This window comes from Streptomyces sp. NPDC001816, from assembly GCF_042892235.1.
Classification (GTDB): Bacteria; Actinomycetota; Actinomycetes; order Streptomycetales; family Streptomycetaceae; genus Streptomyces.
In genome coordinates this window covers 53,398-80,000 of record NZ_JBIATY010000006.1, presented here as the reverse complement: position 1 = coordinate 80,000, position 26,603 = coordinate 53,398, and the positions used below count along the sequence as shown (strand labels likewise).

The following is a 26,603-nucleotide window of genomic DNA, read 5'->3' as shown; positions in this document are numbered from 1 at the left end:
TATGGTGGTAGATCGTTTGATCCCATTTGCCCGGCGCCACTGCAGAGCGCGCCGTGTGGCGCGTACTCTCCCTTGCCGTGGCGGACCGCATTGAGGCGGTCGTGAGCGATTCACGGAGTTGACGGGCGCGTGCCGAAGAGACTCCGGAAGGTTTCGCATTCGCATGTCCGTGTCCAGTACTGATCAGATCGTCATGCCCGAGAACGACAACGAACTCGTGGACGTGACGACCGAGGTCACCGAGGCCGTCGAGGCCGCTGACACCACCCCCCAGACCACCTTTGCCGACCTCGGCCTCCCCGAGGGCATCGTGCGCAAGCTCGCGCAGAACGGCGTCACCACCCCCTTCCCGATCCAGGCCGCGACCATCCCGGACGCCCTGGCCGGCAAGGACATCCTCGGCCGTGGCCGCACCGGCTCCGGCAAGACCCTCTCCTTCGGTCTGCCTACCCTGGCCACGCTGGCCGGCGGCCGCACCCAGAAGCACAAGCCCCGCGCCGTCATCCTCACCCCGACCCGTGAGCTGGCCATGCAGGTGGCCGACGCCCTGCAGCCCTACGGCGACGTCCTCGGCCTGAAGATGAAGGTCGTCTGCGGCGGTACGTCGATGGGCAACCAGATCTACGCGCTGGAGCGCGGCGTGGACATCCTGGTCGCCACGCCCGGCCGCCTCCGCGACATCATCAACCGCGGCGCCTGCTCCCTGGAGGACGTGCAGATCGCGGTCCTGGACGAGGCCGACCAGATGTCCGACCTGGGCTTCCTGCCCGAGGTCACCGAGCTGCTCGACCAGGTCCCGGCCGGCGGCCAGCGGATGCTGTTCTCCGCCACCATGGAGAACGAGATCCAGACCCTCGTCGACCGCTACCTGAACAACCCGGTCTCCCACGAGGTGGACGCGGCCCAGGGCGCGGTGACGACCATGTCGCACCACATCCTCATCGTGAAGCCCAAGGACAAGGCGCCGGTCACCGCCGCGATCGCCTCCCGCAAGGGCCGCACGATCATCTTCGTCCGCACCCAGCTGGGCGCCGACCGTGTCGCCGAGCAGCTGCGCGAGGCCGGCGCGAAGGCCGACGCGCTGCACGGCGGCATGACCCAGGGCGCCCGCACCCGGACGCTGGCCGACTTCAAGGACGGCTACGTCAACGTGCTCGTCGCGACCGACGTCGCCGCGCGCGGCATCCACGTCGACGGCATCGACCTGGTCCTGAACGTGGACCCGGCCGGCGACCACAAGGACTACCTGCACCGCGCCGGCCGCACCGCGCGCGCCGGTCGTACGGGCACGGTCGTCTCGCTGTCCCTGCCGCACCAGCGCCGCCAGATCTTCCGCCTGATGGAGGACGCCGGCGTCGACGCCGCGCGCCACATCATCCAGGGCGCCGGCGCCTTCGACCCGGAGGTCGCCGAGATCACCGGCGCCCGCTCCATGACCGAGGTCCAGGCCGAGTCCGCGGGCAACGCCGCCCAGCAGGCCGAGCGCGAGGTCGCCCACCTCACCAAGCAGCTGGAGCGTGCCCAGCGCCGCGCCACCGAGCTGCGCGAGGAGGCCGACCGGCTGGTCGTCCGGGTCGCCCGCGAGCGTGGCGAGGACCCGGAGACCGCGGTGGCCGAGGCCCAGGCGGCCGCGGCGGAGGCCGTGGTCGAGGCGGCCGCGGTCCAGGAGCCGGCGCAGCGCGAGACCGAGCGCGAGGAGCGTCCGGCGGCTTCGGCGCCGTACGAGCGCCGGGAGCGGCGTTCCTTCGACCGTGACCGCGGTGAGCGCGGTGAGCGCGGTGAGCGGGGCGAGCGTGGCTTCGAGCGCCGTGAGGACCGTGGTGACCGCGGTGGCTTCCGCCGTGACCGTGACGAGCGTCGTCCCTTCGACCGTGACCGGGACCGTGGTGAGCGCGGCTTCGAGCGCCGTGACGACCGGGGTGACCGTGGTGGGCGTTCCTTCGAGCGCCGCGACGAGCGTCGTCCCTTCGACCGGGACCGTGAGCGTGGCTTCGAGCGCCGCGACGACCGGGGTGACCGCGGCGGCCGTGGCTTCGAGCGCCGTGACGAGCGCGGTGACCGTGGTGGGCGTTCCTTCGAGCGCCGCGACGAGCGTCGTCCCTTCGACCGTGACCGCGGTGGCCGCTCCTTCGAGCGCCGCGACGACCGTGGTGGCTTCCGCCGGGACGAGCGCGGTGCCGGCCACCGGGGCAGCGACCGTCCGTTCAACCGTGAGCGTCGTGACGACCGCCCCGGCTTCCGCTCCGCCGGTCACGACCGTCCCTACGGCCGTCGTGACGACCACCGCGGCAGCGGCACCGGCTCCTTCGGCCGCCGCGACGACAAGCCGCGCTGGAAGCGCAACGGCTGACAGAGCGAGAAGTGACCGGCCCTCCGGCCGGTGAACGAACAGACGAAACGGCTGCGGGCCCCGGATCATCCGGGGCCCGCAGCCGTTGCAGCGAGCCGGCGTCCAGCATGCCGGCCGTCTCCGCCGCGATCTCGGGTGTGTCCGGCGGCCCAGCACAGCACCAGCTGGGCCGCCGGATCCATCTCGAAGGCGGCCCGCAGCAGTTGGGGCAGCCGGTAGCCGCCGCCCAGCTGCTCCTCCTTCTACGGCCGCAGGGGTTCGAGGCTGTGCGTGGTCACCACGTGCGGGACGCCGTACACGGTGCGGGCCAGCTGCCCGGCGGCGTTCGCGTACCAGGTGTGGCTGTGCACCAGGTCCGCGCCCTCGCACGCGGCGCTCATCTCGACGTTCGCGGCGAGGGTGCGCAGCGCCGCGTTCGCGCCGTCCGCCAGCGGCGGTTCCCGGTACGCGAACACCCCGGGATCGGGGCGGGGTTCACCGAAACATCGCACCCGCAGGTCGACCAGGGTGCGCAGCTGCCGGGACAGCTCGGTGGCGCGGAGCGGCATGTCCGTGCCCGGTGTGACCTGGGAATCCGTGGCCGCGCGACGACGGGGGTGGAACGCCGCGGCCACGGATCCGGAATTCACGCTGGAGCGAGGCTCCTGTGACGCATGTCACGCCGCCTGGGAGGGAATCGCTGGGGACATGACAGATGAAGCAAGAGCGAGCAGTGCCGACCCGGCCGCGGCCGGGCTGTCGGACGAGGAACGGCTGGCCCAACTCGGTTACACCCAGGTCCTCGCCCGCCGCATGTCGGCGTTCTCGAACTACGCCGTGTCCTTCACGATCATCTCGGTCCTCTCCGGCTGCCTGACCCTCTACCTCTTCGGCATGGTCACCGGCGGCCCTGCCGTCATCACCTGGGGCTGGGTGGCGGTAGGCCTGATGACCCTGTTCGTGGGCCTCTCGATGGCCGAGATCTGCTCCGCCTACCCGACATCGGCGGGCCTGTACTTCTGGGCCCACCGCCTCGCGCCCCCGCGCTCGGCGGCGGCCTGGGCGTGGTTCACCGGCTGGTTCAACGTGCTGGGCCAGGTGGCGGTGACGGCGGGCATCGACTTCGGCGCGGCGTCCTTCCTCGGCGCCTACCTGAACCTCCAGTTCGACTTCAAGGTGACCCCCGGCCGCACGGTGCTCCTCTTCGCCGCGATCCTCCTCCTCCACGGCCTGCTGAACACCTTCGGCGTCCGCATCGTCGCGTTCCTGAACAGCGTGAGCGTGTGGTGGCACGTCCTGGGCGTCGCGCTGATCGTCGGCGCCCTCGCCCTCGTCCCCGACCACCACCAGTCGGCATCCTTCGTCTTCACGAAGTTCGTCAACGGGACGGGCTGGGGCAGCGGCCTCTACGTTGTCCTGCTGGGCCTCCTCATGGCCCAGTACACCTTCACGGGCTACGACGCCTCCGCCCACATGACGGAGGAGACCCACGACGCGTCCACGGCGGGCCCGAAGGGCATCGTCCGCTCGATCTGGACCTCCTGGATAGCCGGCTTCGTCCTCCTGCTCGGCTTCACCTTCGCCATCCAGTCCTACGACAAGGAGCTGGCGTCCCCGACCGGCGCACCCCCCGCCCAGATCCTCCTGGACGCCCTGGGCGCGACAACGGGCAAACTCCTGCTCCTGGTCGTGATCGGCGCCCAGCTCTTCTGCGGCATGGCCTCGGTCACCGCCAACAGCCGCATGATCTACGCCTTCTCCCGCGACGGCGCGCTGCCCTTCTCGCGCATCTGGCACACGGTCAGTCCCCGCACCCGCACCCCCGTGGCCGCGGTCTGGCTGGCCGCCCTCGGCGCCCTGGCCCTCGGCCTTCCGTACCTCATCAACTCCACGGCCTACGCGGCGGTGACGTCGATCGCGGTGATCGGCCTGTACATCGCCTACGTCGTCCCGACCCTCCTCCGGGTTCGCAAGGGCGAAGCCTTCGAACGCGGCCCCTGGCACCTGGGCCGCTGGTCGGTCCCGATCGGCATCGTGTCCGTCGCCTGGGTCGCCGTGATCACGATCCTCTTCATGCTCCCCCAGGTCTCCCCGGTCACCTGGAAGACCTTCAACTACGCCCCGGTCGCCGTCCTGGTCGTCCTGGGCTTCGCCGCCGCGTGGTGGCTGGCCTCGGCCCGCCACTGGTTCCTCGATCCGGCCCGCACCCGGTCCCCCGAACTGGTCGAAAAGTAACTTTCACGCTCCTGACGCGGCCGCGTCCCCGATACCGCTCCTGGTGCGGTTGGCCAGTGCTGGCCAACCGCCCTGGTCCGGACAGGCAGTCCGGTGACCCTCCGAGCGGTCTTGAGGGTCAGGGAACAGCGCGAGCTGGTCACTTCGGCACGGTCGGGTCTTGCCGCCCTGGGTGGGCGTGCCCGCTGTCCTGGGTGGGTCCGCGGTCCCGCACACCCTCGGCAGGGATATGGCCTGGCCGGTAGCTCTCCCCGCGCTCATCCTCTGGTGAGCGGGGGTCACACCTGGCCGACGCCGAATCCCATGGCCGAGGGCGCGCCTGCCGATGGCCACCGAGGCACCGTGGTGCCGGGTGACTGTGGTCTTCTTCGCCTGCTGCTCGAGGGGTGTGGTCCAGTGCTGTCCGCCCCAGCGGCTGGTGTAGGCCGGGTCGACCGCGACCACCACCAGGCTCTGGTGCCAGGCCATGCCGCGCAGGCGTTCACGGAAGCGGGTGGTGGGGATCCCCGTCACCGTGCGCCGGAAGCGCTTGCCGCGCCTGCCCCGGCCCATGGTCTCCCGGCCGGTGGCTCGGGAATCGGCGAAGCCCAGGTTCTCGATGGCAATCCCGGCGCAGCCATGCTCGTGGGCGAGGGCGATCAGGTCGCTGATCGCGGCGCGCAGACGACCGTTCCGGGTGGTGGTCGGGCCGGTCAAGTCCAGCGGGCAGGTGATGGGTTCGCCGATCGGGTTGCCGTGCGGATCAAGCACGTACGCGGCAAGGTGGTCGGCGTTGAGGTCGACCCCGAGCAGCCGCGCGCCTGAGGCCTTGAGTTCGTCCGGGGTGAGCACCACCTTCTTGTCGGACGCCCAGGACGCGTCCAGATACCACCGGCCGCGGCTCGGGTCGCAGACGATGTCGTAGCGCACCGCCCGGTGGGCAGTGACCCGGTCGAGCCACTCGCCGTGCCGGTGTTGGAAGGCCACGCTGCAAGCCAGCCGGTAGCGGCCCCGGGGCGCGTTGGCCAGGTGCCGCAGCGGCTCGGGCAGGACGAGGGTCACCGAGCCGTCGGACGGGTCGACGGTGATGGTGTAGTTGCCATGCGGGGCGCCGGACTCGCCGTCCGCGGTGAGGAACAGCCGCTCGGCCTCCCACCGCTCACGCCACTCGGCCTCGGCCAGGTGAGCGTCGTCCAGATGGTGCCGCAGCCTGGCAAGGCCACGACCGCCGACCGTGATCGATGGTCGCCCAGCGGCGATCTTCTGCTCCACTGTGACGAGCCGGACTTGAAGCGCCTGCATACGGCGCTGCTTCTGAGCCCGTTCGTTCTGGTCGGCGTAGCCGCGCACCCCGCCCTTGGAACGCTTGCCGCAAGGTGCGGCCAGGCGACGGCCAATGGTGCGGATGGCCCGGCGCAGGCTTGCGCGCTCGTCGTACAGGCAGCGCATCGACAGATGGTACTGATCCTCGCTGGCGCGCGTCATCGCCCCGGCCCAGCGGGAGGAGGACACCGCGGTGAGCTTCTTCTTCCGCGCCGCCCGCCTGGTGTCCTTCGCCGAGACCTGGCCGATTCTGACGCGTTCGGCCAGGTCGGCCCGCTGATGATGCCCGAGATGCTTGCCCACCAGGCGCAGCACCTGCTCATCGGTCGGGGCCAGACGCAGCCGGTCCCGGATCCGCGCCCCGGAGGGTGCGGCAACGGTGAACGGTTTGGCCAGCACACGCAGCGCACGCTTGCGCGCCATCGCCTCAGCCCCCTCCCCCTTCGGCGCTACGCACCCAGTTGCCGCCACCGATCATGCGTTCCATCGACTCGTGTGATCCAGAGAACCGCCCCCGTTCACCCGTATGGGGCATGCTGGCCGATTATGCGTGTAATGCAGCCAGCAACTGCCAACCCGACCGAACCTGCCGAAAAGTGGCCACACTGGTCCTGCCGCAGAGCCTGACGTGGCCGCGTCTCGATACCCGATCGGCGACACGGCCTCGTCCGGCTATGCTCGGACAGGCAACATCGCTTGGGCCCTTAGCTCAATTGGCAGAGCAGTGGACTTTTAATCCATTGGTTGTGGGTTCGAGTCCCACAGGGCCCACGAGAGGGACCCCAGCTCAGAGACATTCCGAGCTGGGGTCCCTTCCGTTTTGTCCGGGCTTCATGATCGCTTGCTGGCCCGTAGCTGGCCCGAAAACTCGCTGGAACACGAAACGGCCCCCAGCTGGCCGGCGCGGCAGCTGGGGGCCGTTCAACTCCCCTGCGGGGGAAAGGGGAGCGGGTGGCCGCCCCACGGGGGACGGCCACCCTTCCCGCTTCAGGTGGCCTCTCCGGGGCACCGCCTGCCCCTGCTCCACCGTCGGCGGGCTTCAACCCGCCGGCGGCGCGTCAGTGCGTCGGCCGCCGGCGGGGGGCTGAAAGGGCGGTGACTGACTGGAGGCGTGCGTGAGTGTCGGTCTGCGACAGCTCGGCGAGGCGGCCCACGCCCGCGGCGATCACGCGGGCGACGGTGAGCGCTCCGCACAGCTCGGCGGCCGAGGGCATCGGCACGGACCAGTAGGACGTGTGCGGCCGGTGCTCGACAGCGTCGACCGGAGGCACGCCCAGGTAGGAATCCCTGCCCAGCACGTCTACGTCGTTGGGGCGCCACTCCTTATCGATGGCCTCCTTGTACGTCCTCGGCACGCTGGCCGGTACGAGGGCGTAGTAGCGGAGGCCGCTGGGGTCGCAGATGACCGGGCCACCCTTCAGCGCTTCCTCCAGGAAGGCGTCGATGTCCTCGGGGTCGGTGCTGGCGGCCAAGGCCTGGACGAGGACGCCAGGCAGCCGAACGGCAGAGAACAGCGTGCCGAGCGGCAGCAGCGCTACCCCCTGCTCCTGCCATTCCATGCGGGCGCGGTCGCGGCCTTCCGGATGGAGGGTGGACAACAGCCAGTGCTTAGTCGCCAGCCGCCGGTCGGCGGTCGTATGGACGAGGGTGCCGGTGTCCAGCGGCACCGGGCGGAGGGCGGGCTGTCCTTGGTTCGGGCCATGGGCGGTCATGGCGGCATCACTCCCACTACGCTGAGTCGACCAGCTATCACCCATGACGGTAGGTAGCTGTAAGCGGCAGCTGTAGTGACTGTGAGTACGGGTACGGGCCCGTTATGGGCGGGCAAGGGGACGCCATGGGGCAGCAGGCGAACGGAACCCCGACCAGTGGTCAGGGAACGCCTGGGCGGGCGCGCGCGGGCATCATCTCGGGGTACGTCTTCCGGGTCATACGCGAGCAGCTGGGCCACACACAGGACAGCCTCGCCGAGCTGTTCGGGGTGGCCTCGGACACGGTCGCCGGCTGGGAAACGGGGCGCCGGCCGCTGACCTCCCTACCCGTGGGGCAGATGCTGGTGCATCGCCATCGGCTCATGCAGATGGGCACGGCGCCCGCCCTGCTCGCCGCCCTCGAACGCGCGATGGAGGCCGACATGCTGCTGGCCAGCGCGCTGGAGGACGAGGCGCCCGCCAGCCCCAACCCGCTCGGCGCCTGGGTCATGCAGCGCGACCTCGTAGAGGTCCTGACCTGGCCGCTGAACGGCGTGCCGCCCACCCCCGTTCGTTCCCTCCCGGCGCCCCCTCGTCCGCGCCGCGGTCCGGTACCGACAGCGCCGGACCTGCCCACAGTCGACCGGCGCCGCTTCTTCAGCCGCATGCGGGAGACGGCCGAACAGGCCCGAGGCGGAGGGGACTTCCTGCTGCGCCGACAGGCCCTCTACCTCGCTGGGTTCGACCAGGACGCCGATACGTCCGAGTGGCTGGCGTACCAGCAGCGGACCGAGCGGCCGGACGACTGGCTGACGCAGTGGCTCAACTCCCGCTCCGTGGCAGCCGTGGCCGCGCGCCAGGGCGACCGGGACCGTATGGCCCACTTCATCGGCCGCACCCTGGGCGACGACGACCGGGCCGAGGCGGCGAACCTGAACTACTGGGCGTACTGGGTCGGGGAGTCGGCGCACATCCAGCTGTCGGACGACTTCATTGGTGAGGCGCCCGGGCCCTGGCATGGCGACCGGCTGATGGCCCACCTGGTCCGCGGCCTCACGCCGCGGCACGGCTTCTTTGACCTCAACGTCCACACCCTGTGGACACTGCTTGCGGCCCGCCCGAACCTGCTGCGCGCACGGTCGGCTGCCGGGCGGGCCCTGCGCGAACGCCTGCCGGTGATGTTGGATGACTCCGAGCTTTCGCCGCAGGCTCGGCGGGAGCTGGAGGGCATCCAGTACGCAATCCGCCTCGCCGAGGCGTGAAAGGGGACACCAGTGGGTGACCAGGACATGGCGGACGTGGCCCACTTCCTGTGGGAGGCGGGCACGCTGAAGACGGCCCGACGAACGGGCTGGTGGATGGCGGGTGTTCGTGACCCCGAAAGCGTCGCCGAGCACGCATGGCGCACGTCCGTCATCGCCTCGGTCATCGCCACCCTGGAGGGCGCCGACGCCGCGCGGGCCGCGCATCTGGCGGTGTGGCACGACTCGCAGGAGACGCGTACGGGGGACGTGAACCACCTGGGGAAGAAGTACGCGGCCCCGGGCGACCCCGTGGCCGTGACGGCGGACCAGACAGCCGGCATGCCCGAGGTCCTGCGCTCCGCGGTCCGTGCGGTCGTCGCCGAGTACGAGGCGCGAGAGACGCCGGAGGCCATCTGCGCGCGCGACGCGGACAAGCTGGAGTGCATGTTGCAGGGCCTGGAGTACAAGGCACAGGGGTACGAGGCGGCCCAGCGATGGGTCGACAACAGCCGGGCCCGGATCGTCACCAAGTCCGGCCAGCTGCTCGCCGACCAGCTGCTGGCCCAGGCCCCGCTCGACTGGCTGCGCGCGGCCATGGGCGAGCGCAGCTGATCCGGAGACGACGAAAGCGGCCCCGCCCTCCCGAGGGAGGACGGGGCCGCCGTCATGATCCGATGTCGTGAAGGTACGGGCGGACCTCGTCAGGTATGGGCTGGGGCGGCGGCGGGGGTTCGAGACGCTGCTGCCGCATGTAGGCGACCAGGGAGCGCGCCCAGCCGGCGATGTACCGCAGGGCGTAGTCCTGCGCGGTAATCCGCTGCCGGTCCGCCTCGGCCTGCTCCCTGTCCTGCTCGGCCTCCCGCTCCAGGCGCGCGATGTGCTCGCCCAGCTTGTCCGTGACGGCGGTGAAGTCGTCGCGCCGCTCGGCGCCGCGCGGGCGCCGAGGCTGCCGGCGGCCGATGACGGTCGTGACGACGCCGCCAGCCGCCGTGACGAGGGCGACGGCCAGGGCGCTGACGGCGGTCAGCATCTCAGTTCTCACGCGGCAGCTCCGCTCTTGGTGGCTCATCCCAGCCGATGGCCACCAGGCAGACGGCCCCGAATGCGCCGAAGATCATGGCGACCACCCAGCCACGGGGCGACTCGCCCAGGGGCCACCAGGACAGGAAGTACGCCATGGCCCACGGGGTGGCGATGAGCCAGACGGCGAGGAAGCCGGGCCAGTCCCGGCGGGGTGGCAGCCAGGCGCAGACGAGGGCGAGGGTGCCCGCGGTGACCCAGGCCCAGCCCCAGAATTCGAGCGGCCGCAGCTTCAGCAGCAGCGTCAGGCCCTGCCGGTCGCCGGTCGGCTGGAACACCTGCCCCGAACCGTAGCCGGTGGCCATCACGCCCTTCAGCGTCAGGAGTGCCCCACGGCGGCCCAGACGTCGGGTTAGCCGCTGGGCCGCCGGGCGCATCAGGCCTCCGTCGCCGGCTGCTTGTTGGGCACGGCGTACGTGATGCCCCAGGCGCCGAGGATGGCCAGGACGATGGTGACGCCCTCGCCGGTGGTCACGACGCCGTCCTGCACGGCGGTCACGGCTGCCGTGGCGCCCGCGGCGACGCCGGAGACGATGGACTTGGCGATGCTGGAGAATCTCATGGGGGTCCTCACTTCTTCGGCAGGGTCAGCTTCTGGCCGGGCGTGATCGCGTCGGCGTCCTTGAGGCTGTTGAGCTGGGCGATTTCCTTCCAGCGGTTGCCGTCGCCGAGCTTGCTGGCCGCGATGGACCAGAGGGTGTCCCCCTTGGCGACGGTGTAGGTGCTGGTGCCGCCGGGCGACCAGCTGGCGGAGTGCTTCAGCCGCTCGGCCACGCGCTTGCGGACGTCCGGCATGGTGATGCCGGGGCCGCGCGGGTCGACCTTTCCCGGCTGCCACTCCTTGTGTCCGATGACGGATATGGCGCCCTCGCCGTCCTCGTTCCAGCCGTGCGCGCGGAGCAGGGCCGCGGAGACGCGCACGACGGCCTCGACCTGGACGGCCGGCCACGGGTCGGCGCCGTCGCCGAGGTTCTCGCACTCGAACCCGTAGAACCTGCTGTTTCCGTCGGTGTTCGCCTCGTTCACCGCGGGCAGCGGTTTCTCGGCGATGACGGCGCGCAGCACGTCGTCGTCGCCGAGGCCGGCATGGTTGGCGCGGCCGTAGCCGACCAGGTGCACGGTGCCGTCCTTGGCGATGACGCCGTGGCAGAGCGGGCCGGGCAGGGCCTCGTAGCCCTTGGTGCAGATGGACACGGTGTTGGCCGTGCCCTTGGTGACGGTGTGGTGGACCATCACGCCGTGCACTGGGCCCCAGGCGCCGTGTCCTTCCCGGTTGTGCGTGCGCCAGCCGTCGTGTTCCTGGACTCTCACGCCCTCGGCGCGCAGCTTGGCCAGGAAGGTGGCCGCGGACAGGGGAGTAGCCATGCAGGGTCTCCAGACATGAGAAAGGCCCCGGTCATCGACTCGGGGCGTGGGGTGAGCTGACGTCAGGCGACGTAGCCGTAGGCGCAGATACCGGCGCCGGAGAATGCGGCGGCCGTGAAGGCCCCGCTGGTGACCGTGGGCGGCGTGGTCTGGCTGCTGTTCGTCGGCCCGAAACCGGGTGACGCGTTGGCGACGGCGGCCGGCATGGACCCCTCGCCGACCAGGTTGGGCACGGTCGTGGCGGCGACCATGACGCCCAGGTAGTAGAGGCCGCTGTACGTCGTGGTGTACGAGGTCGCCGTGCCCGCGGTGGTCTGGGCGATGGCCAGCGTCTTGGCGCTGTTCGCCGCCCAGGCCGCGGTCGTCGCGTCCGCCGTGCGCGCCACGGCGACGCGTGAGCTGTTGTGCAGCGTGAACCACTGGTTCGTCAGCGATGCGCCCGCGGTGCCGCCCGAGACGAACGTGATGTTGGAGACGACCAGGCCCTTGGGCAGCCAGATCGGGACCAGGTACAGGGCGCCGCTGACCGGGGTGGACGCGGTGCCGCAGCGCAACCTGCTGGTGGTCTCGTAGCGGCCCGCGGGGCTCATGGCCGCCTCCAGGGCGGGCACGGGCGTCAGGTCGCCGTCGACCAGGTTCGAGCCGGGAAGCGCCGTCATGCCGCCGGGCCCGGTGGTCGGCGCGGCCGTCGAGACGGACAGCGCGGTTGCGGCGTTCCAGCCGTTGCCGGACAGGTCGTTGTCGAGCAGTACGGCGCCGGTGGCCGAGGCCGCCATGCTGATGCCGCCGGTGGTGGCGCCGCCGTCCTTCCGGACCTGGTTGTTGGCCACCAGGCAGCCGCTGGCGCCGGTCGACAGGCGGATGCCGGCGCTGGCCGCCTTGCGGACCTTGTTGCCGGTCACGGTGGCGTCCGTCGTGTTCGTCGTCCCGTCGGCGCCCTGCCCGAAGTACAGGCCGAAGTTGCTGCCGGTGGTGTCCACGATGTTCCCAGCCACGACCGGGCTTGCGGACCCTGTGCAGTTGATGCCGTTGGACGCCGCGTTCTTGACCACGTTGCCGATGAACACGGTGCCGTCGCTGTAGTTGGAGTACAGGCCGGTCGAGGACGTGGTGTCGACCTGGTTCCCGCTGACCTTGGCGCCGGTGCACTGCTCGACCTGGACGGCGTTGCCGGTGATGCTGCGGATCACGTTGTCCGTGATGGACACGCCCGGGTACTTGTAGGCGGCGTACCCGAGCACGCGCACGGCCGAGTCGCCGCCGCTTCCGTCGATGATGTTGTCCGAGACGTCGAGGCCGGCCGGTGCTACCGAGGTCGTGGCCGGGTCGGTCAGGGTGGCCAGGACCCCCGACAGGCCGGTGCCCGTGATGACGTTGCGGGAGATGACGGCCCGCTTCCAGCCGTAGGCCTGGATGCCCTCTTGCAGGGTGCCGTCAATGCGGCAGTCGAGGACCTGGATGTTGTCGTAGGTCACGCCCGCGGCCAGCGTGTGCGAGCCGACGGCGCGGCCGTACGGGCCCAGCCGGTCCGAGGGGCCGAAGTAGCAGCCCTGCACGCGGATGTTGCGCGCCGGGGTGTTGTCGAACGCGCCGATGGACGAGGACCCCGACTTGGCCATGTCGACCTGGACGGCCTCCGAGAATCCGCGGGTGCCGCCGCTGCTGTTGTCCTTGAAGCCCAGGAAGCGGCAGTTCACCGCGCGGCCGCCGTCGGTCGAGTTGAACTCCAGGGCGTGCGCGGTCGAGCAGTCCAGGAACGTGGCGTCCTTGACCGTGATGTTCTTGCAGTGCACGAAGTTGACGATGTCCGTTTCGGCGGTCACGGTGCCGCTGACTCCGCTGTTCGCGTTGCCGTCCCAGGTGCCGCCGAGGACCTGGATGTTGGAGTGCCCGGTGTAGCCGGTGAAGGTCTCCGAACCGGTGAAGTTCCTCAACAGGCCCGAGTTGCCAATGGCCTTGAGGGTGGCGCCGTAGGCCCAGATCGTCGTGCGGTCGTAGACCACCAGGAACGTGCTCACGCCGTAGGTGCGCCCGGGCGGGATGAAGACGATGCCGCCGCCGGCGTCCCGGGCCGCATCCAGCTGGGCCTGGAGTGCCGCGCGGTCGTCGGCCACCCCGTTGCCGGTGGCGCCGGTGACGACGAACCAGCGGGCCGCGGACTGGTCGCCGAGGTTGGGCGCGCTGATGGGGGAGGTGAAGTTGACCGGACCGCTGACGGTCTGCGGGTCCTCGGTCTCCGTGTCCAGCTTGGTGCCCACGGCGTCGAGGGCCTGCTGGGCGGTGTCGCGCGCACCGGAGGCAACTTCCCTGCCTGCCTGGTACCAGCGCAGCGGCTGCCCTGCGGCGTCGAGGTACTCGTATTCGATCTCGGAGACGTCCGCGGCCTTGAAGGTGCGGATGGCGCCGGGCGCGGGCGAGTCGACCGCGTTGGAGCGCAGCTGGGCTATCGGGGTGGTGCCGTCCGCCTCGAACAGGGCGGTGACGGTGGCGCCAGTTCCGGCGGCCTTCACCAGCACCGGGTAGTCGGGGATGACGTTGCCCTGCTCGTCGGTCAGGACGTCGGACGGCGTACCGCCGTAGGTGTACTGGGGCATGACGTCCTCTCAGTCGAGCCAGTAGTAGCCGGAGATGTCCACCCACATCAGGCCGGCCGTGCCGCTGTCCTGCATGCCGTCCTGCGAGTAGACGATGATGGAGCCGCGGCCGCCGAGGCTGTTGGCGTCCTGGTCGGGGCTGAACACCTCGATGCGGCAGACGCCGGTCATCGCGTCGCCGGTGAGGGAGGCCCCGCCGGTAAAGCTGCTGATCTGCTGGGGGATGAAGTCCGTGGGGACGCTGCCCAGCTTCACGCCGTTGGCGGAGATCAGTTGGCCGTCGGTGCGCTGGATGCGGCCGCGCAGGTGGGCCTTGCCGCGGTCTATGCGGCACTCCGGCAGCGTCTGCCCAGCCTCGAAACCGGAGGCCAGCGTGAGCGGCTGCCAGTCCTCGAACGGTTCCCAGATGGTGGCCCAGGTGTTCGTCGTGCCGCTGACCTTCACCCAGGTCGTGCCGTCCGGGCCCACGGCGACGGTCTGCGCCGGGGCGTCGGACAGGCGGGCGTCGCGGTCGGCCAGGTTCGTGACGTGCTGCCACAGGTGGGGGTCGATGGCCTCGGCCAGCTCGGCGAGGTGTGCGGGCGTGGTGGGGCTGTCGCCGCCGCCCGGAATGGGCAGGGCGGCGTATCCGATGGTCGCCAAGGGGGTCTCCTACGAGAACGAAATGGTGATCTTGCCGCCGGTCACGGACATGTAGTCGGTGCTGCCTGACGCGTAGATGGCCAGGCCCTTGGCCGCCCCGGACGCCAGGGCGGTGCACCAGGACTTGGGCAGCGTCGCGGTGCCCTTGGCGCCGACGGACAGCCGCAGCAGTTCCTCGGGGCCGTCGCCGAGGTTCAGCTGGCCGGAAGGGGCCGAGGCGTGGGCGTGCAGGTACAGGTGCATCGGCCTCTTGGCATTGACGCCGGACCCTGTCTTCCTGGCGAACGCCACCTTCATGGACGCCACGGTCTTGCCAGCGCACGCGTCGCTGATCCGGCTGCCGTAGAACCAGGCGCCTCTCCGGTTGCCCCTGCCGGTCCAGTCGCCCTGTGTCGGGCTGCTGGCGTACTCGTCCGGGCGCCCGCTGCGCCAGGTGCCGCTGTCCGTGGGGCTGACCGTGGCCGGTTTGGGGGAGGGCACGGACGGGGTCCCGGGGGACGGGTCGGAGGCGTCGCCCACCTGGAAGTACAGTTCCAGGCGGCCGTCGACCTTGCGCATGAAGACGGCGCTGGCGGCCTGCCAGCCGGTGCCCGCGGGGGCGGCGGTGCCGTACGTGGCCGCGCGGACAACCTGGGCGTCCTCGGCGGCCGCCTGGGCGGTCTGCTCGATGTTCGCCTGCTCCGTGTCCGCCGGGTCGTCGCCGAGGCGCCACAGGACGACCGGGACGGCGCCGCGGCGTACGGCTACGGTGTCGCCGGCCTGCCGGTTGCGGTAGGCGTCCGTGCAGGCGACGCCGTAGATGTCCGCGCCCATCATGTGGATGTTCACGGTGCCGGCCTCGGTGACGTCGATGACCTCGGCGCTGACGGTCTGGAGTCCGCCGGCCTCGGCCTCCAGCGAGTCGAGGTCCTTGCCCAGCTGCTCGCGGATGCCCACCTACAGCCTCCTTGTGCTGGTCCGGGTCTGGCAGGCCATCGACACGCCGCCCAGGGTGTAGGGGTTGGAATCGATCAGGTGGCGCTCCCATACGCCCTCGGCGACCTCGACCAGGACGACGTCGCCAGGCTCCAGCGCGGGGTTGCAGACCGAGGTGAAGGACAGCGAGGCCTGGACGCCGAGGGAGTCGGCCAGCTGCGCGGCCGCTACGTCGTTCGCCTGGTCCAGGCTGGTGATCAGGGCCGAGCTGTAGCGGCCCGTGCGCACGCGCACCTGGGGGAGGCCCAGCCGCGCTGGCGCCAGCGGGTCGTTGACGGGGTCGGGGCCGGCGTAGGTCAGGGAGTCGGGGTTGTCGTCCCACCGGAACACCGGGCCGATGACGGCCCCGCCGGACCCCGAGTCGCCGGTGACGGCCCAGAGGTTTTTCAGGTCCTCGCTGGTCTCCTCGTCCGAGGGTTCGGCGGTGACCAGGTTCCGCGGGATCTCCCACACCACCGGGTCCTCAAGGGTGGGCACCGGGGCGAACGTGGGGATGCCGCGGGCGTCGGCGTAGACCTCGGCGCCCAGCGAGGCCGCTATGCCGGTAGCCGTGCCGGACGCGTCGGTGCCGCCGGACAGGGCGGCCCACCGGTCCTCGTCCACCACGAACGCAGGCATCTGCGTTCCCACCTTCACGCCGCCGCGCCAGGCGACCGGTGAGCCGGGAAGGGCCTCGCCCAGCAGCTGCTCGGCGCAGGCCTTGGCCGTGTCCGGGCCGATGGTCCGGGCGGTCGGGAACGAGGCACCGCGCACGACGTCCTCGCGGCCGAGCAGGTCGAGGCTGACGCCGAGGCGGGTACGGCGTAGTCGGTCGATGGCGTACCGGCCGGCGGGAATCCACTCGACGGCCAGGCGAGGCACGCCGATGCCCTGGAACAGCCGGACCTCCGTGCTGACCGAGTTGATGCCCGAGCGTCCCCGCGGCGCGTCCAGCAGCTCAACGGCCGCGGCGTACCGGACCTCGGCCGTACGGTCCGGCGTGACGTTGCCGGAGCCGAACTGCACGGGCGTCCAGGTCTGGCCGCCGTCGTTGGACCACTCGGCCCGCACCGGGCGGGCCGTGGCCTGCCCGAGGGCGGCCAGCGCGGCCGCGGAGATGGGCAGCATCAGGTCACCGCGCCGTTCGTGGCCAGGGCGGCGTAGCTGCCGTACGAGGCGGCCACGGCGTCGTAGGACGAGAACGAGGCGGCCACGGCGTCGTAGGACCAGGCGGGCGCCCGCATCGGCTGGCCGGACGCCGCGGGCCGCTCGATGGGGACGATGTCGAACGTGACGGTGTAGCCCCCGGTGCTGCCCAGCTTGCCGGTGGGCTTCTCGCTGACGTCGCCCGGAACGAAGAACCGGTCCGGGATGCGGTAGCCGGGCCGGACCTGGGCGAGCAGGACCCCGGACCGGACCAGCAGGCGGAAGCGCTCGATGTCCTCGGCGAGCACGTCGACCGAGACTGTCTCCGCCGGCGCGGCCGCCGTGTCGTAGGCGACCGCGGTATAGGGCGTGCCGGTGCGGGCGGCCGTGTCCTGCCGCGCCGAGCTGGTGGTGCCCTGCGCCAGCATCAGCATGACGCGCATCGACAGCCCTGGTGTCTCCACGGACTTCAGCCACAGGTCCCGGGACTCTGCGGGCGCGGGCGCGGGTACGACCAGGCCCAGCGCAGACTCCGGGCCCCAGCTGCCGTCCGCGTACTGCGGGCGGGCGAGGTAGGCCACGGCCACCCCCAGCGGCATCTCATGGTCGTAGGCCTGGCCGACGCCTTCCACGGCCCAGGCCAGGTCCCCCGAGCGGACCCCGACGGGCGCGGCCGCGCCGGGGTCCTGCCGAGTGATGCGGACCTTCATGACCTGGCCGGCGCCGGGCAGCGGCGAGGCGCCGCCGAGGTAGTCGACGGCCAGGTAGACGCCCGCCCACTGCTCATCAATGACGGCCGTCAGCCAGCCGTCGGGACTGGTGATGGTCGTGGGCGGGGTGATCTGCGGCGCCGACGGGTCAACGATCATCGGCATGCGGGTGCCTCCCTACTTCTTCTTGCCGGACCGCTTGGCGCGGCGTACGTCTTCCAGGCCCTCATCGACGCGGTCGGACACCCACACGCGCAGCGTGGTGCCGTCCTCGACCACCAGGTACAGCGGGCGTCCGTCGAGGCCGCTGGACGAGGCCTCGGACGAGGCGCCGGAGGTGACGGGGACGACGCCCGCGGGTACCGCGGCCGCGCCCATGCGCTCGGCCGCGGACTCGACGGCCGGCCCCGCGGCCGCCATGCCGGCGACCAGTCCGGCCCCGAGGTCGGCGCCCGCCTCGGCGCCCTTGCGCGAGGGACTGTGGGCGTCGATTCCCTTCTTGGAGCGGATGGCTTTGACGGCGTCCGCGCCGATCTTCGCCATGGCCTTTTGAATCGACTTCTCGTCCGCCAGCAGGCCGGTCAGGAAGCCCTGGGACGCCGACTTCCCGGCGTCGTACATGGCGTCCGCCATCGTCCGGCCGTAGCTGGTCGACAGCTTGGCGCCGTTCTTCGCCATGGCGTTCAGCTGCTTGATCTGCCCGGAGTTGGCGCCGGAGAGGACGCCCGCCAGGTCGCTGTCGGGACCCATGGCGACCAGCTGGCTGATCAGGTCCTGGGACAGCCCCTTCTTAGACAGGGCAGCGATGGACGACTGGAAGCCGGACACGGTGGCCTGCCGCTCGGCCATGCCGCCCAGGACGTCGCTGATGCTGGTGGCCCCGGACAGGTTGGACAGACCCAGGTAGTCCGCGGCCGTCTTCTTCTGGTCGGCGGCCGCCGTCTTCGCCGCGGCGATGGTGTCGGCCAGCGCGTCGCGCTGCTTGGCCATCGCCTGGAGCTTGGCCGAGGCCGCGGTGACGGAGGCCGTCAGAGACTTGCCGCCGACGCCGGCCGCCTTGAGGTCGGCGACCAGTTCCTTGGCAGCCTTGGAGATGTCCGAGGCCGACCCGGTCAGCGACTTGGTGAAGTTGGTCAGGTCGCCCGGGATGTCCTTCCGGGCCTTGGCCGCGGCCGTGCCCTTGGCGAACCCCCGGGCGCCGATGCCCTCCCACATCCGCATGGAGTCGCGGTTGTTGTAGACCTCGGCGCCGCCGCTGCCGAACTTCACCAGCTCGGGCCCCTGCTCGCCCACCCACGCGACCTCGCCGGCCTTGGGCTTACCGCCGTCGGCGTAGCCCTTGGCCGTGAAGCCGTAGTGATGGGTGAACAGCGAGTCCTTCCAGCTGCGGGCGCGTCCGCCGACAATCACGCCGTCGCCGCCCCGGGACTCGACGTTGACGCCGTTGATGGTGCCCGCGGTGTGACCCACACCAGCGTTCGTGATGCCGATGCGGAACGGGCTGTTGGCGTTGAGCGTCCAGCCGCCCGGAGCCGTGGCGCCGGAGAACGACCCGGTGGCCCAACGGCGGTGTGCCTTCTCGCCGCGGATAACCGACTCAATGGCGCTCATGAAGCCGGAACAGTCCCAGCTCGGGTCCCCGTTGCCGCCCCACTGGTACGGCTTCCCGTTCTGGGTGCGCGCCCACGACAGGGCGGCCTTGTAGCCCTTGCCGCCGATGCCAGCGGCCTCCAGCTTCCCGTCGGCCTTGCTGGAGAACCCAAGGATGTCCTTGATCATGCGGCTGGGAATGCCGCTGATCATGTCCCGGTAGATCGAGGCGGAACCAGCGATCTTGTTGATGAGCGGCTGGACCACCTTGTTCAGTCCGGCCTCGGCCGAGGCCTTGATGCCGTCCTTCAGCCAGTCGACACCGGCCTTGGCCAGGTCGACGGTCTTGGACGCCGCCGAACCGATCCATCCGAAGATGCCGCCCTTGGCGAACCCCTCGCCCTGGAACGGGCGCAGGGAACGGCCTTGCATGGCGGCCTTGTTCACGGCGAGCAGACGGGCGCGCTCGTACGGGTCGCGCATCGCCTCGGACACGGCGACGCCCTCGCCGCGCCGCATCGGCACCAGCTGGTCGTCGCCCTGCTTGTAGGACGACTGCCCGGGCAGCAGGCCGCCGCGGGCAAAGCCCTTGGGGTGGAACTCCGAGAGGGTCGGTGCGCCGAAGACCTTGGCGACCTTGTTCCACACCTTGACGATGCCGCCGTTGTAGACGGTATCGATCACGAACTTGATGGGCGCCTTGGCGATGCCCTCGACCTTGGACCAGGCCTTACCGATGGCTTTCTGCCCAGCCTCGAACGCGTCGCCGACGCGCCCGACGGCGCCGCGCAGGGCATCGAACACGGGTTTGATGCCGCCGTTGTAGACCGTGGACAGGGTCGACTTGATGCCGGACAGGGCAGGGGAGACGGCCTTGCGCCAGAGCCACGAGAACCAGCCGCCCACGGTCTTCAGCCCGGTCATGAAGTAGCCGAAGATCAGCGAGGCGCCGGCCCAGGCCAGTTTCGCGCCGCCGACGATCCACCCCAGCGCTGGCTTGGCCGCGTTCGTCCACAGCCATTTGAACCAGCCGCCGACCGTGCGCAGGCCGGCCATGAAGTAGCCGAAGACCAGCGTCACGCCGGACCAGAGCAGCACTGCCCCGGCAGCGATCCATCCGAACACGGGCTGGATGGCGTGGGACCAGAGCCATCCGAAGACGGCGCCCAGCACCTTCACGGCCAGGTAGATCGGCCCGAAGACCACGATGGTCAGGATCGTGGCCAGGATGCGGGCGCCAGTGGAGATGGCGGAGAACGTGGGGCTGAGCACGTTGGACCACAGCCACGACGCCGCGGTGCCCACCCACTTCAGCCCGGTCATGAAACCGTCGACCATGGGCTTGATGCCGTTGGTCCACAGCCACATAGCGCCGGTCTGGATGGCCGACCAGGCGCCCAGGACGATGTCGCGGAAGGTCTGGGACTTCTTCCAGGCGACGACCAGGGCGACGCCGAGCGCGACCAGGGCGATGGCCACCAGAACGAACGGGTTGAGGGCCATCACAGCGTTGAGGGCGGCCTGCGCAGCAGTGAATCCGGACGTGACAGCCGTGCCGATCAGGATGGCCGCCCGGTAGACCGAGAACACGGCCGTGACGATGCCGGTAGTGATGGCCTGCGCGGACAGGGCGAGCGTCACGCCGCCGATGAGGACGGCCAGCGGGGACAGCCAGATGCCCCATTCCTTGAACCAGCGCACGGTGCCGCTGATGGCCGTGCCGGTGCCCTTGATGACGGGGGCGAGGTGCTCGCCGAGCCACGACGCGGTCGTGCGCACGGGGGGCAGGACGTCGCTGTTGAGGAAGTGCGCGAAACCGAGCAGGGCCGGAATCGCGTACTTCCCGGCGGCGTCGCCGATGGCCATGAGGGCCTTGCGCTTGAACGTCTCGAACTGGGCGCCCGCGTTCTTGCGCAGGTCGTCCCCAGCCTTCTTCGCCGCGCCGCCGACCTTGCCCAGTCCGGCGGCCGCCGTCTCCGGGTCGAGGGCGAACAAGGCCTTCCCGAGGTCCTCGGCCTTGGTCCCGAACAGCGCGACGGCCGCCGCGTTGCGCTTGACCGGGTCTTTCATGTCGCGCAGACGGTCGAGGACGGTCTGGAGGCCGTCGGAGGCCCCCTTACCGCCAGCGGCAATCTGCGCGGTCGTGGCCTTGGCGTTGAGGCCGAGGGCCTTGAAGCCGGCCGCGGACGTCGTGCTGCCGTCCGTGGCCCTGATCTGGAACTCTTTGAGCGCGTCGGCGACCACGTCCGTGTCGCGCGCGCCCGCCTTCATCCCCTGGGCGAACAGCCCGGTGGCTGTCTTGATGGGCAGGTTCAGCGACCGGAAGATGGTGCTGTATTCGTTGAGCGTGTCGGCCAGGTCGTCGGCCCTCGGGCCCATCACCTGGAAGCCTCGGAACATCGTGTCCAGGGCCTCGTCGGCGTTCTTCGCCAGGCCGGTCTTCACGGCCTGGCCTGCCGCGTTGGCGGCCTGCCCCAGGTCGACCTCGAACAGCGACGCCAGGTCCTGGGTCTTGGTGGCGATGGTGGCCAGCTGCTTGGTCGTCGCCCCGGTCGGCGCCAGGCCGGCGGACATGATGGCCTTGACCGAGTCGGCGCCCTCTTCGATGGACTCCGTGACGCCGTTGGCGTACAGGCGCCCAGCAGCTGCTCCGGCCTTGGCCGCGGCCTTGTCGGAGATGCCCAGCGAGGCCTGGACCTTGCCCGCGGCCGCCGACTTCTCCATGGACAGCTGTACGCCCTTGGCGACCAGGGCGCCCGCGGCGACGCCCGCGGCGAGGGCGCCCGCCTTCATCTTCCCTGCCATGCCCTGCATGAGGCCCTCGCCGCCGGCCTCGCCAGCAGACCGGGACGCCTGGGCTACAGGCTCGCCGATCTGCTGGCTGAGGGAGCGGCCGAAGCCGGACATGTTCGGCAGGACGTCGACCCACACAGCACCAGCGCGGGGCATGGGATCACCCCCGTTCTGCGTGCTCGGGGGTCACCTGGGCGACGATGCGCATGTAGCCTGCGCGTGCCTCGGCGGCCTCCCTGCGGGCCTTCTTCTTCCGCTGCTTCTTGCTGGGCTGGCCCGGGCGCCAGACCGGGTCCGGGTACGGCGCCATGGGCGCCTTCTCCGCGCGGTTGGCGTTGCGGAAGTCGGTCAGCATCCGGGCCATGAGGTCGACCAGGTCGGCCGTCATGAACTCCAGGTGCTGCCAGTGGTGACCTGCTGCGGCCCGGGCCACGGCCCCGTTGGGCGGCAGGCCCTCGACCATGACGCGCAGCTTCCGCAGGCTGATCTCCCCCCGCCAGAACTCAGCGATGGGGTCACGCGGGCTGTAGTGGTGCAGCAGGTCGGCCTCGACGGCCTCGGGGTGGTGCCCGAGGACGTCTAGGACCGAGTAGGGCGGCGCTTGACCTGCCCCTGCATGTCCTGCTGGACGGCCAGGAACAGCAGCGCAATGTCGGCGTCCTGGTGGCCGGCGGCAACGAACTTGTCGTACTGCTCGGAACCGAGGATGGCGTGCGCCTTGTCCCGGTTGGTCTCCGCCTCATCGACCGCGGTCGACCACTCGTCCGGGGCGAACAGCGGGTGCGGGAAGGTGAGGACCTCCCCGTTGGCCAGTTCGAACTCGACGTCCTCGCCGCCGACGGCCTCGGTGAACTGCTGCTTCACCTCGGTCAGCTTGTAGCGCTTCCGGTTGGGCTTGCTCATGGTCTGCTCTCGTTCCTGGGGGGCCTCGGGGTGAACCGTGGAAGGCGCAGCGGCGGCGCGGCTCACCCCAGTCCGCCGCCGCTGCGCCGGCTTGCGGGGGGACGACGTCACGGAGTCTCCGGCGCGAAGTCGCGCCAGCCCGGGCCGTCAATCCACGTGATGGAGTCCGTGCCGGCCTCGTCGTCCAGGTAGGCCTGGTACGTCACGCCGCGGCTGATCTCCGCGGTACGCGTCCACTGCTCGTCTTCACGGCCCGAGCGCAGCGCGCTGGGGAAGTGCCGGACGATGTAGAGCGCGTTCCCGGTCTCCTTGTTGAGGTCCTCGGCGATGAAGACCAGGCGCCGGTAGCGGGTCGGCGGGGTCTTCGGCCTCGACCAGGTCCAGGTCGCCGTGCCGAGGTCCGGCAGGGCGCCCGTGCCGGACAGCGGCAGGTTCTCGTACAGCGCGACGGCGGCCGCGTTCGTCTCCTGCGGCACCCACTGCGCGGTCGCCGTGTCCGTCTCGACGTCCGAGCGGGTCGGGCTGGCCGACTGCCCCGACTCGACGTCCGAGTTGGACAGGTCGCCGGAGAACGTCACGCCGTCGGTCGTGGTGAAGCCCACCGGCAGGTAGCCGGCCGGCAGGGTCTGGAGCAGCCCTGCGGTGTCGAACGGTGCGGTCACCGCGGCCACGGTCGTGTCGGCCGCGAAGATGGCGTAGCGCAGGGCCTTGCGGATCAGCGACTGGCGCAGTTCCGCGATGGTGGTGAAGTCAGCGGCCGGCATCGCGGCCCCCTTCCATGACGATGCCCCCGCGCGGGCGGGGGCTGGGATGGTTGCTGCGCGTCAGGCGTCGGCCCGGGCGCGGGTGGTGAGCCGGTATGTGGCGACCGCACGACGGACCGCAGGGTTGCCGTACGGGACCTCGACTGGCCGCTGCTCGGTGTCGACCGTGTCGATGACGACGCCGCCGGCCATGGTGGCCGCCAGCGCGTGCACGGCGGCCCGGGTCCGCTCGGCCAGCTGCCACATGGCGGCCCGGTCGGCGCCGAACGACTCAGTGTCGACGGTGACGGTGTCTGAGATGCGGTCGTCCGCGCCGCCCGCGATGCGCACCACGACGACCGGCACCAGGCCCTCGACCTTGGCCGGGACCTCGTCCGTGACCCGGACGCCCTCCAGCTGCGGGCGTATCCCCTTCATGACGGCCAGCTCCATGTCGGGCCACATCAGCTCTCCCTGGTGCGGGCCGCACGGCCGAGCAGCCGCCGCCGCTCGGTGCTGGTCGTGCCGTACTCGTGATCGGAGGCGTCCTCGCGGTCTGCGATCACCTTTGCCGTGGGGCGGCCGCGGGGCCGGGTCTCCTCGGACACGGTGATGGAGGCGGCGAACTCCTCGCTGACCTCCGCGCGCGCCATGGCCTTGGCCCGGGGCACGATCTCCTCGGCGGTCGTGCGCAGGGCGCCGCGCACCTGCTCGGAGCGCATGACCTCGGGGAGACAGGTCGGGTCGAACTCGAAACGGATGCCGGACATCAGCCGCTCACCACCTTCAGGAACGCCTCGGTGTGGTCGAGCAGGCCGGCGAACGACTCGTGCTCGCCCGGGTCGCCGTCGACCTCGTACAGCACGCCGCGCCAGCGGACGCGGGACAGTGCGGTCAGGCCGAGGTCGGGAGGTCCGGCCAGCCGGTAGCGGGTGACGACCTGCGTACGGCCGTCGTTCTGCTCGGCCGAGCTGACGGGCTGCATGTTGCAGTCCGACACCTCCCGCTCGACGTCCTCGTAGACGTCGTGCCCGCGGTCGTCCTCGCCGGTCTTGACCCGGTCGATGACGGTCACGGTGTGCCGCCGCAGCGGGTTGGCGAACGTCACGCGTCGTCCCCCCGATTCAGGCGGTGCGCCTCGACGGCCGCTCGCCACTGCTCGGTGATGCCGACCGCGGCCGTGGCCGCGAACGACACGGACTCGGTGCCGGTGGTCACCTGCTGGATGGCGGGGTCCGTGCGGTAGATCGTGCGGGCCTGGTCCACCACGACCTCGGCGACGTCCTCGGGAACGGGGTCGTTGCCGTGGTCGTACGTCACGGCGACCTCGGACCACTCCGGCCAGCAGCCGGACGGGTGCAGCAGCAGGCCGGCCTGCCGCCGCACCTTCACCCCGGTCAGTTCCTCGCCGTCGACCAGGACCGAGTGCACGGCGAGCACCGGGGCCGCCGGCAGGCGCAGCACCGGGCGGCCGGTGCCGTCGAGGAACACCTGGTCCTCCGTGACCTTGCTGACCGGGTGACGGACCTGGCCGCGGAAGCGCCGCGTGGCCGCGCGCAGGGCAGCGAGCAGCCGCACGTCGTCCGCCGGCAGCTTCAGCAGGACGGCCAGGTCTTGCGGGTCGGCCAGGTACGGATCAGGCCCCGCCACCGGTGCCGCCTGCCGCCCGCTGCCGGGCCTCTTCCAGGTACTCCTCACGCCGGTCCACCAGGGTCTTGCGACCCTTGCCGGCCGCCTCGGCATCGAGGACGCGCGCCGTCTCGGCCTCGTCCGCCTCGGCCAGGTAGGCGTTCACGGCCGGCAGGTCGTGCGCGCTGGGGTCGAACGGGCCGTCCGCGGCGCCCTGCTTGTCCCCGGGCAGGTGTGCCTGCGCGCGCGTGAGCGGGGCCGCGGGCGCGTCCGCGCCCGGGCCCGTGCGCGCGCGGTATCGGGCCTCGTCCTCCAGGCGCACGCGGATGCCGCCGATGGTGACCATCTTGTGCTCGGGCATGCTGCTGTCCTCCTTACGGGGCCGGCTTCACGACGATGAGCCGGTTGGGCTTCCAGATGACCTGTTCGGCCCGCAGCTCGGCCCGCACGTAGACGAGGTTCCGCTGGGCGTAGTCCTTGTGCTGGTTGAAGGCGAGGATGGACAGGCCCTCGACGTCGAGCAGGGCGACCTGCCGCCAGTCGCCGAGGATGACCGTTCCCGGGGCGAGCCGCTGGGACAGGGCGCGGGCGCGGCCCCAGCTGGTGTTCGGGCCCTGGCCGAACGGGCCCTGGCCGAAGAACCGATCGTTGGCGTCCTGGAGCAGGTCCCAGGCCTCGTCATCCTCGGGGGACATCAGGCACGCGGTCACGTTGCCGCCGGGAAGCGTGGTGATCTTCGTGATGGCCTGGCGGATGGCCTTGACCTGCGCCATGGCGTCGGTGCCCGGGGTGTACGTCAGTTCCTGCACACCGGTCGTGTGCAGGATGCCCTTGGGGTCGCCCGAGGTGCCGGTGCCGTTCAGCAGCTTGTCCTCAATGACCCAGTCCAGGCTGTACTCCAGCTCGTTGTTCATGTACGTCGCCAGCGCCGGCGCGTCGGACAGCAGCGCGTTGGTGACGTCGTAGCCGTCCGCGTAGGTGTACGGCTTGGCGTCCGCCAGCTCGGTCTGGATGGTGCTGGTGGGCTTCACGGTCGCGTCGCCCGGCAGGATCTCGTCCGGGACGACCGCAGCATTGCGGGTGACTCCGGTGACCTGGAGGTACTCGAACGGGCCGTCCGCCTGGCCGCGGCTGATGAGGTCGAGGATGGTCAGGTTGTCGCGGTCGACCTGGTCGACCATCGGCATGCGGACCGGCTGCACGTGGCCGAGGGCGACCTGGAGCGGCGAGGCCGTGGCCTTCCGGCCGGACAGCCATTCCTTCATGGAGCCGACCTTGACGCGCCCGATGTCGACGGCGGACCCCTGCCCGAGGCCGCTCGGGTGCTGCTTGCGGAACTCCGCGTACAGGTCCGACTTGGTGAAGCGCTCGCCGAACGTGGCGGCGTCGCAGTCTTCCTCGCGGTCCTTCACCTGGAGCTGGCCGGCCGGGGGCTTGGGCGCGCTGCCCTTCCCGGCGTGCTTGGCGGCCGCGGCCTGGGCGGCGTCGGCCGCCTTCACCTTGGCCTCCAGGTCGTCCGCCTTGGCCGACAGCTCGGTGACCTCCTTGACCTCGTCCTCGGTGAAGTCGCGGTCCTCGTCCTTGGCCGTCTTCGCCAGCTCGGCGAGGCGGTCGACGGTTTCCTGGTACTGCTCGCGCAGCGTGGGCATGTGG

At 71.0% G+C, this 26,603-nt stretch carries 26 protein-coding genes and 1 tRNA gene; 5 read left to right on the top strand and 22 right to left on the bottom strand.

The features are described 5' to 3' along the window. Nucleotides 1-163 precede the first annotated feature (163 nt). Nucleotides 164-2,350 (top strand): DEAD/DEAH box helicase, encoded by a 2,187-nt coding sequence (locus ACFYZZ_RS22045; protein WP_389178482.1) that lies wholly within the window; start codon nt 164-166, stop codon nt 2,348-2,350. Nucleotides 2,351-2,592: 242 nt separating this feature from the next. On the opposite strand, the gene ACFYZZ_RS22040 is transcribed toward ACFYZZ_RS22045, so the two are convergent. Further along, nucleotides 2,593-2,979 (bottom strand): glycosyltransferase, encoded by a 387-nt coding sequence (locus ACFYZZ_RS22040; protein ID WP_389178479.1) that lies wholly within the window; start codon nt 2,977-2,979, stop codon nt 2,593-2,595. 58 nt (nt 2,980-3,037) lie between these two features. On the opposite strand from ACFYZZ_RS22040, the gene ACFYZZ_RS22035 reads away from it, so the two are divergent. Then, entirely contained in the window at nt 3,038-4,564 is a 1,527-nt protein-coding gene (locus ACFYZZ_RS22035; RefSeq protein WP_389178476.1) for an amino acid permease, read from the top strand. A gap of 3 nt (nt 4,565-4,567) precedes the next feature. Here the strand turns inward: ACFYZZ_RS22035 and ACFYZZ_RS22030 are convergent, their stop codons facing one another. Next, nucleotides 4,568-6,289, bottom strand: a complete 1,722-nt coding sequence (locus tag ACFYZZ_RS22030) for a hypothetical protein (RefSeq protein ID WP_389178473.1) — start codon at nt 6,287-6,289, stop codon at nt 4,568-4,570. A 275-nt stretch (nt 6,290-6,564) separates the two neighbouring features. Here ACFYZZ_RS22030 and ACFYZZ_RS22025 point away from each other — a divergent pair. Beyond that, nucleotides 6,565-6,637 (top strand) — tRNA-Lys (locus ACFYZZ_RS22025). Between the two features lie 287 nt (nt 6,638-6,924). Here the strand turns inward: ACFYZZ_RS22025 and ACFYZZ_RS22020 are convergent. Next, nucleotides 6,925-7,578: a hypothetical protein gene (locus ACFYZZ_RS22020; RefSeq protein WP_389178471.1), complete on the bottom strand. Its 654-nt coding sequence runs from the start codon at nt 7,576-7,578 to the stop codon at nt 6,925-6,927. 125 nt (nt 7,579-7,703) lie between these two features. Here ACFYZZ_RS22020 and ACFYZZ_RS22015 point away from each other — a divergent pair, with 125 nt between their 5' ends. Together ACFYZZ_RS22015 and ACFYZZ_RS22010 are read left to right on the top strand one after the other, a co-directional pair. Further along, nucleotides 7,704-8,819 carry a helix-turn-helix domain-containing protein gene (locus tag ACFYZZ_RS22015; protein ID WP_389178468.1) on the top strand — a complete coding sequence of 372 codons (1,116 nt, stop codon included), beginning with the start codon at nt 7,704-7,706 and terminating at the stop codon, nt 8,817-8,819. 27 nt (nt 8,820-8,846) lie between these two features. Continuing rightward, nucleotides 8,847-9,413, top strand: a complete 567-nt coding sequence (locus tag ACFYZZ_RS22010) for an HD family hydrolase (protein ID WP_389179734.1) — start codon at nt 8,847-8,849, stop codon at nt 9,411-9,413. A 52-nt stretch (nt 9,414-9,465) separates the two neighbouring features. Here the strand turns inward: ACFYZZ_RS22010 and ACFYZZ_RS22005 are convergent, their stop codons facing one another. The 19 genes from ACFYZZ_RS22005 to ACFYZZ_RS21915 form a co-directional block, all read right to left on the bottom strand. Further along, nucleotides 9,466-9,843, bottom strand: a complete 378-nt coding sequence (locus tag ACFYZZ_RS22005; protein ID WP_389178465.1) for a hypothetical protein — start codon at nt 9,841-9,843, stop codon at nt 9,466-9,468. After that, nucleotides 9,833-10,186: a hypothetical protein gene (locus tag ACFYZZ_RS22000; protein WP_389178463.1), complete on the bottom strand. Its 354-nt coding sequence runs from the start codon at nt 10,184-10,186 to the stop codon at nt 9,833-9,835. Before ACFYZZ_RS22000 ends, ACFYZZ_RS22005 begins: the two co-directional genes overlap by 11 nt. A 71-nt stretch (nt 10,187-10,257) precedes the next feature. Continuing rightward, on the bottom strand, nt 10,258-10,443 hold the full coding sequence (locus ACFYZZ_RS21995; RefSeq protein ID WP_389178460.1) for a hypothetical protein: 186 nt from the start codon (nt 10,441-10,443) through the stop codon (nt 10,258-10,260). An 8-nt stretch (nt 10,444-10,451) separates the two neighbouring features. Continuing rightward, nucleotides 10,452-11,246 carry an N-acetylmuramoyl-L-alanine amidase gene (locus ACFYZZ_RS21990; protein WP_389178457.1) on the bottom strand — a complete coding sequence of 265 codons (795 nt, stop codon included), beginning with the start codon at nt 11,244-11,246 and terminating at the stop codon, nt 10,452-10,454. 62 nt (nt 11,247-11,308) lie between these two features. Next, nucleotides 11,309-13,840, bottom strand: coding sequence for a right-handed parallel beta-helix repeat-containing protein (locus ACFYZZ_RS21985; RefSeq protein ID WP_389178454.1), 2,532 nt, complete (start codon nt 13,838-13,840; stop codon nt 11,309-11,311). 9 nt (nt 13,841-13,849) lie between these two features. Continuing rightward, nucleotides 13,850-14,482: a hypothetical protein gene (locus ACFYZZ_RS21980; RefSeq protein ID WP_389178451.1), complete on the bottom strand. Its 633-nt coding sequence runs from the start codon at nt 14,480-14,482 to the stop codon at nt 13,850-13,852. A 9-nt stretch (nt 14,483-14,491) separates the two neighbouring features. Then, nucleotides 14,492-15,418, bottom strand: a complete 927-nt coding sequence (locus ACFYZZ_RS21975) for a hypothetical protein (protein ID WP_389178449.1) — start codon at nt 15,416-15,418, stop codon at nt 14,492-14,494. Next, on the bottom strand, nt 15,419-16,564 hold the full coding sequence (locus ACFYZZ_RS21970; RefSeq protein WP_389178446.1) for a phage tail protein: 1,146 nt from the start codon (nt 16,562-16,564) through the stop codon (nt 15,419-15,421). Beyond that, nucleotides 16,564-17,457, bottom strand: a complete 894-nt coding sequence (locus tag ACFYZZ_RS21965) for a hypothetical protein (RefSeq protein ID WP_389178443.1) — start codon at nt 17,455-17,457, stop codon at nt 16,564-16,566. Before ACFYZZ_RS21965 ends, ACFYZZ_RS21970 begins: the two co-directional genes overlap by 1 nt. A gap of 12 nt (nt 17,458-17,469) precedes the next feature. After that, entirely contained in the window at nt 17,470-21,831 is a 4,362-nt protein-coding gene (locus ACFYZZ_RS21960; RefSeq protein WP_389178441.1) for a phage tail tape measure protein, read from the bottom strand. A 4-nt stretch (nt 21,832-21,835) separates the two neighbouring features. Next, nucleotides 21,836-22,138: a hypothetical protein gene (locus ACFYZZ_RS21955; protein ID WP_389178440.1), complete on the bottom strand. Its 303-nt coding sequence runs from the start codon at nt 22,136-22,138 to the stop codon at nt 21,836-21,838. Nucleotides 22,139-22,254: 116 nt separating this feature from the next. After that, nucleotides 22,255-22,578 carry a hypothetical protein gene (locus ACFYZZ_RS21950; RefSeq protein WP_389178438.1) on the bottom strand — a complete coding sequence of 108 codons (324 nt, stop codon included), beginning with the start codon at nt 22,576-22,578 and terminating at the stop codon, nt 22,255-22,257. A 107-nt stretch (nt 22,579-22,685) separates the two neighbouring features. Continuing rightward, the gene (locus ACFYZZ_RS21945) at nt 22,686-23,342 is read right to left on the bottom strand and encodes a phage tail protein (RefSeq protein ID WP_389178436.1); all 657 of its coding nucleotides are present in this window, start codon (nt 23,340-23,342) and stop codon (nt 22,686-22,688) included. Between the two features lie 60 nt (nt 23,343-23,402). Continuing rightward, on the bottom strand, nt 23,403-23,786 hold the full coding sequence (locus ACFYZZ_RS21940) for a hypothetical protein (protein ID WP_389178434.1): 384 nt from the start codon (nt 23,784-23,786) through the stop codon (nt 23,403-23,405). Then, complete coding sequence (locus tag ACFYZZ_RS21935; protein WP_389178433.1) at nt 23,786-24,091, bottom strand: hypothetical protein; 306 nt, start codon at nt 24,089-24,091, stop codon at nt 23,786-23,788. Before ACFYZZ_RS21935 ends, ACFYZZ_RS21940 begins: the two co-directional genes overlap by 1 nt. Beyond that, nucleotides 24,091-24,429 (bottom strand): hypothetical protein, encoded by a 339-nt coding sequence (locus ACFYZZ_RS21930; protein WP_389178431.1) that lies wholly within the window; start codon nt 24,427-24,429, stop codon nt 24,091-24,093. Before ACFYZZ_RS21930 ends, ACFYZZ_RS21935 begins: the two co-directional genes overlap by 1 nt. Then, on the bottom strand, nt 24,426-24,971 hold the full coding sequence (locus ACFYZZ_RS21925; protein ID WP_389178428.1) for a mobile element protein: 546 nt from the start codon (nt 24,969-24,971) through the stop codon (nt 24,426-24,428). The genes ACFYZZ_RS21930 and ACFYZZ_RS21925 overlap by 4 nt, the downstream gene beginning before the upstream one ends. Next, nucleotides 24,958-25,311: a hypothetical protein gene (locus ACFYZZ_RS21920; protein ID WP_389178425.1), complete on the bottom strand. Its 354-nt coding sequence runs from the start codon at nt 25,309-25,311 to the stop codon at nt 24,958-24,960. Before ACFYZZ_RS21920 ends, ACFYZZ_RS21925 begins: the two co-directional genes overlap by 14 nt. Nucleotides 25,312-25,324: 13 nt before the next feature. Beyond that, on the bottom strand, nt 25,325-26,599 hold the full coding sequence (locus tag ACFYZZ_RS21915; protein ID WP_389178421.1) for a phage major capsid protein: 1,275 nt from the start codon (nt 26,597-26,599) through the stop codon (nt 25,325-25,327). Between the last annotated feature and the right edge of the window lie 4 nt (nt 26,600-26,603).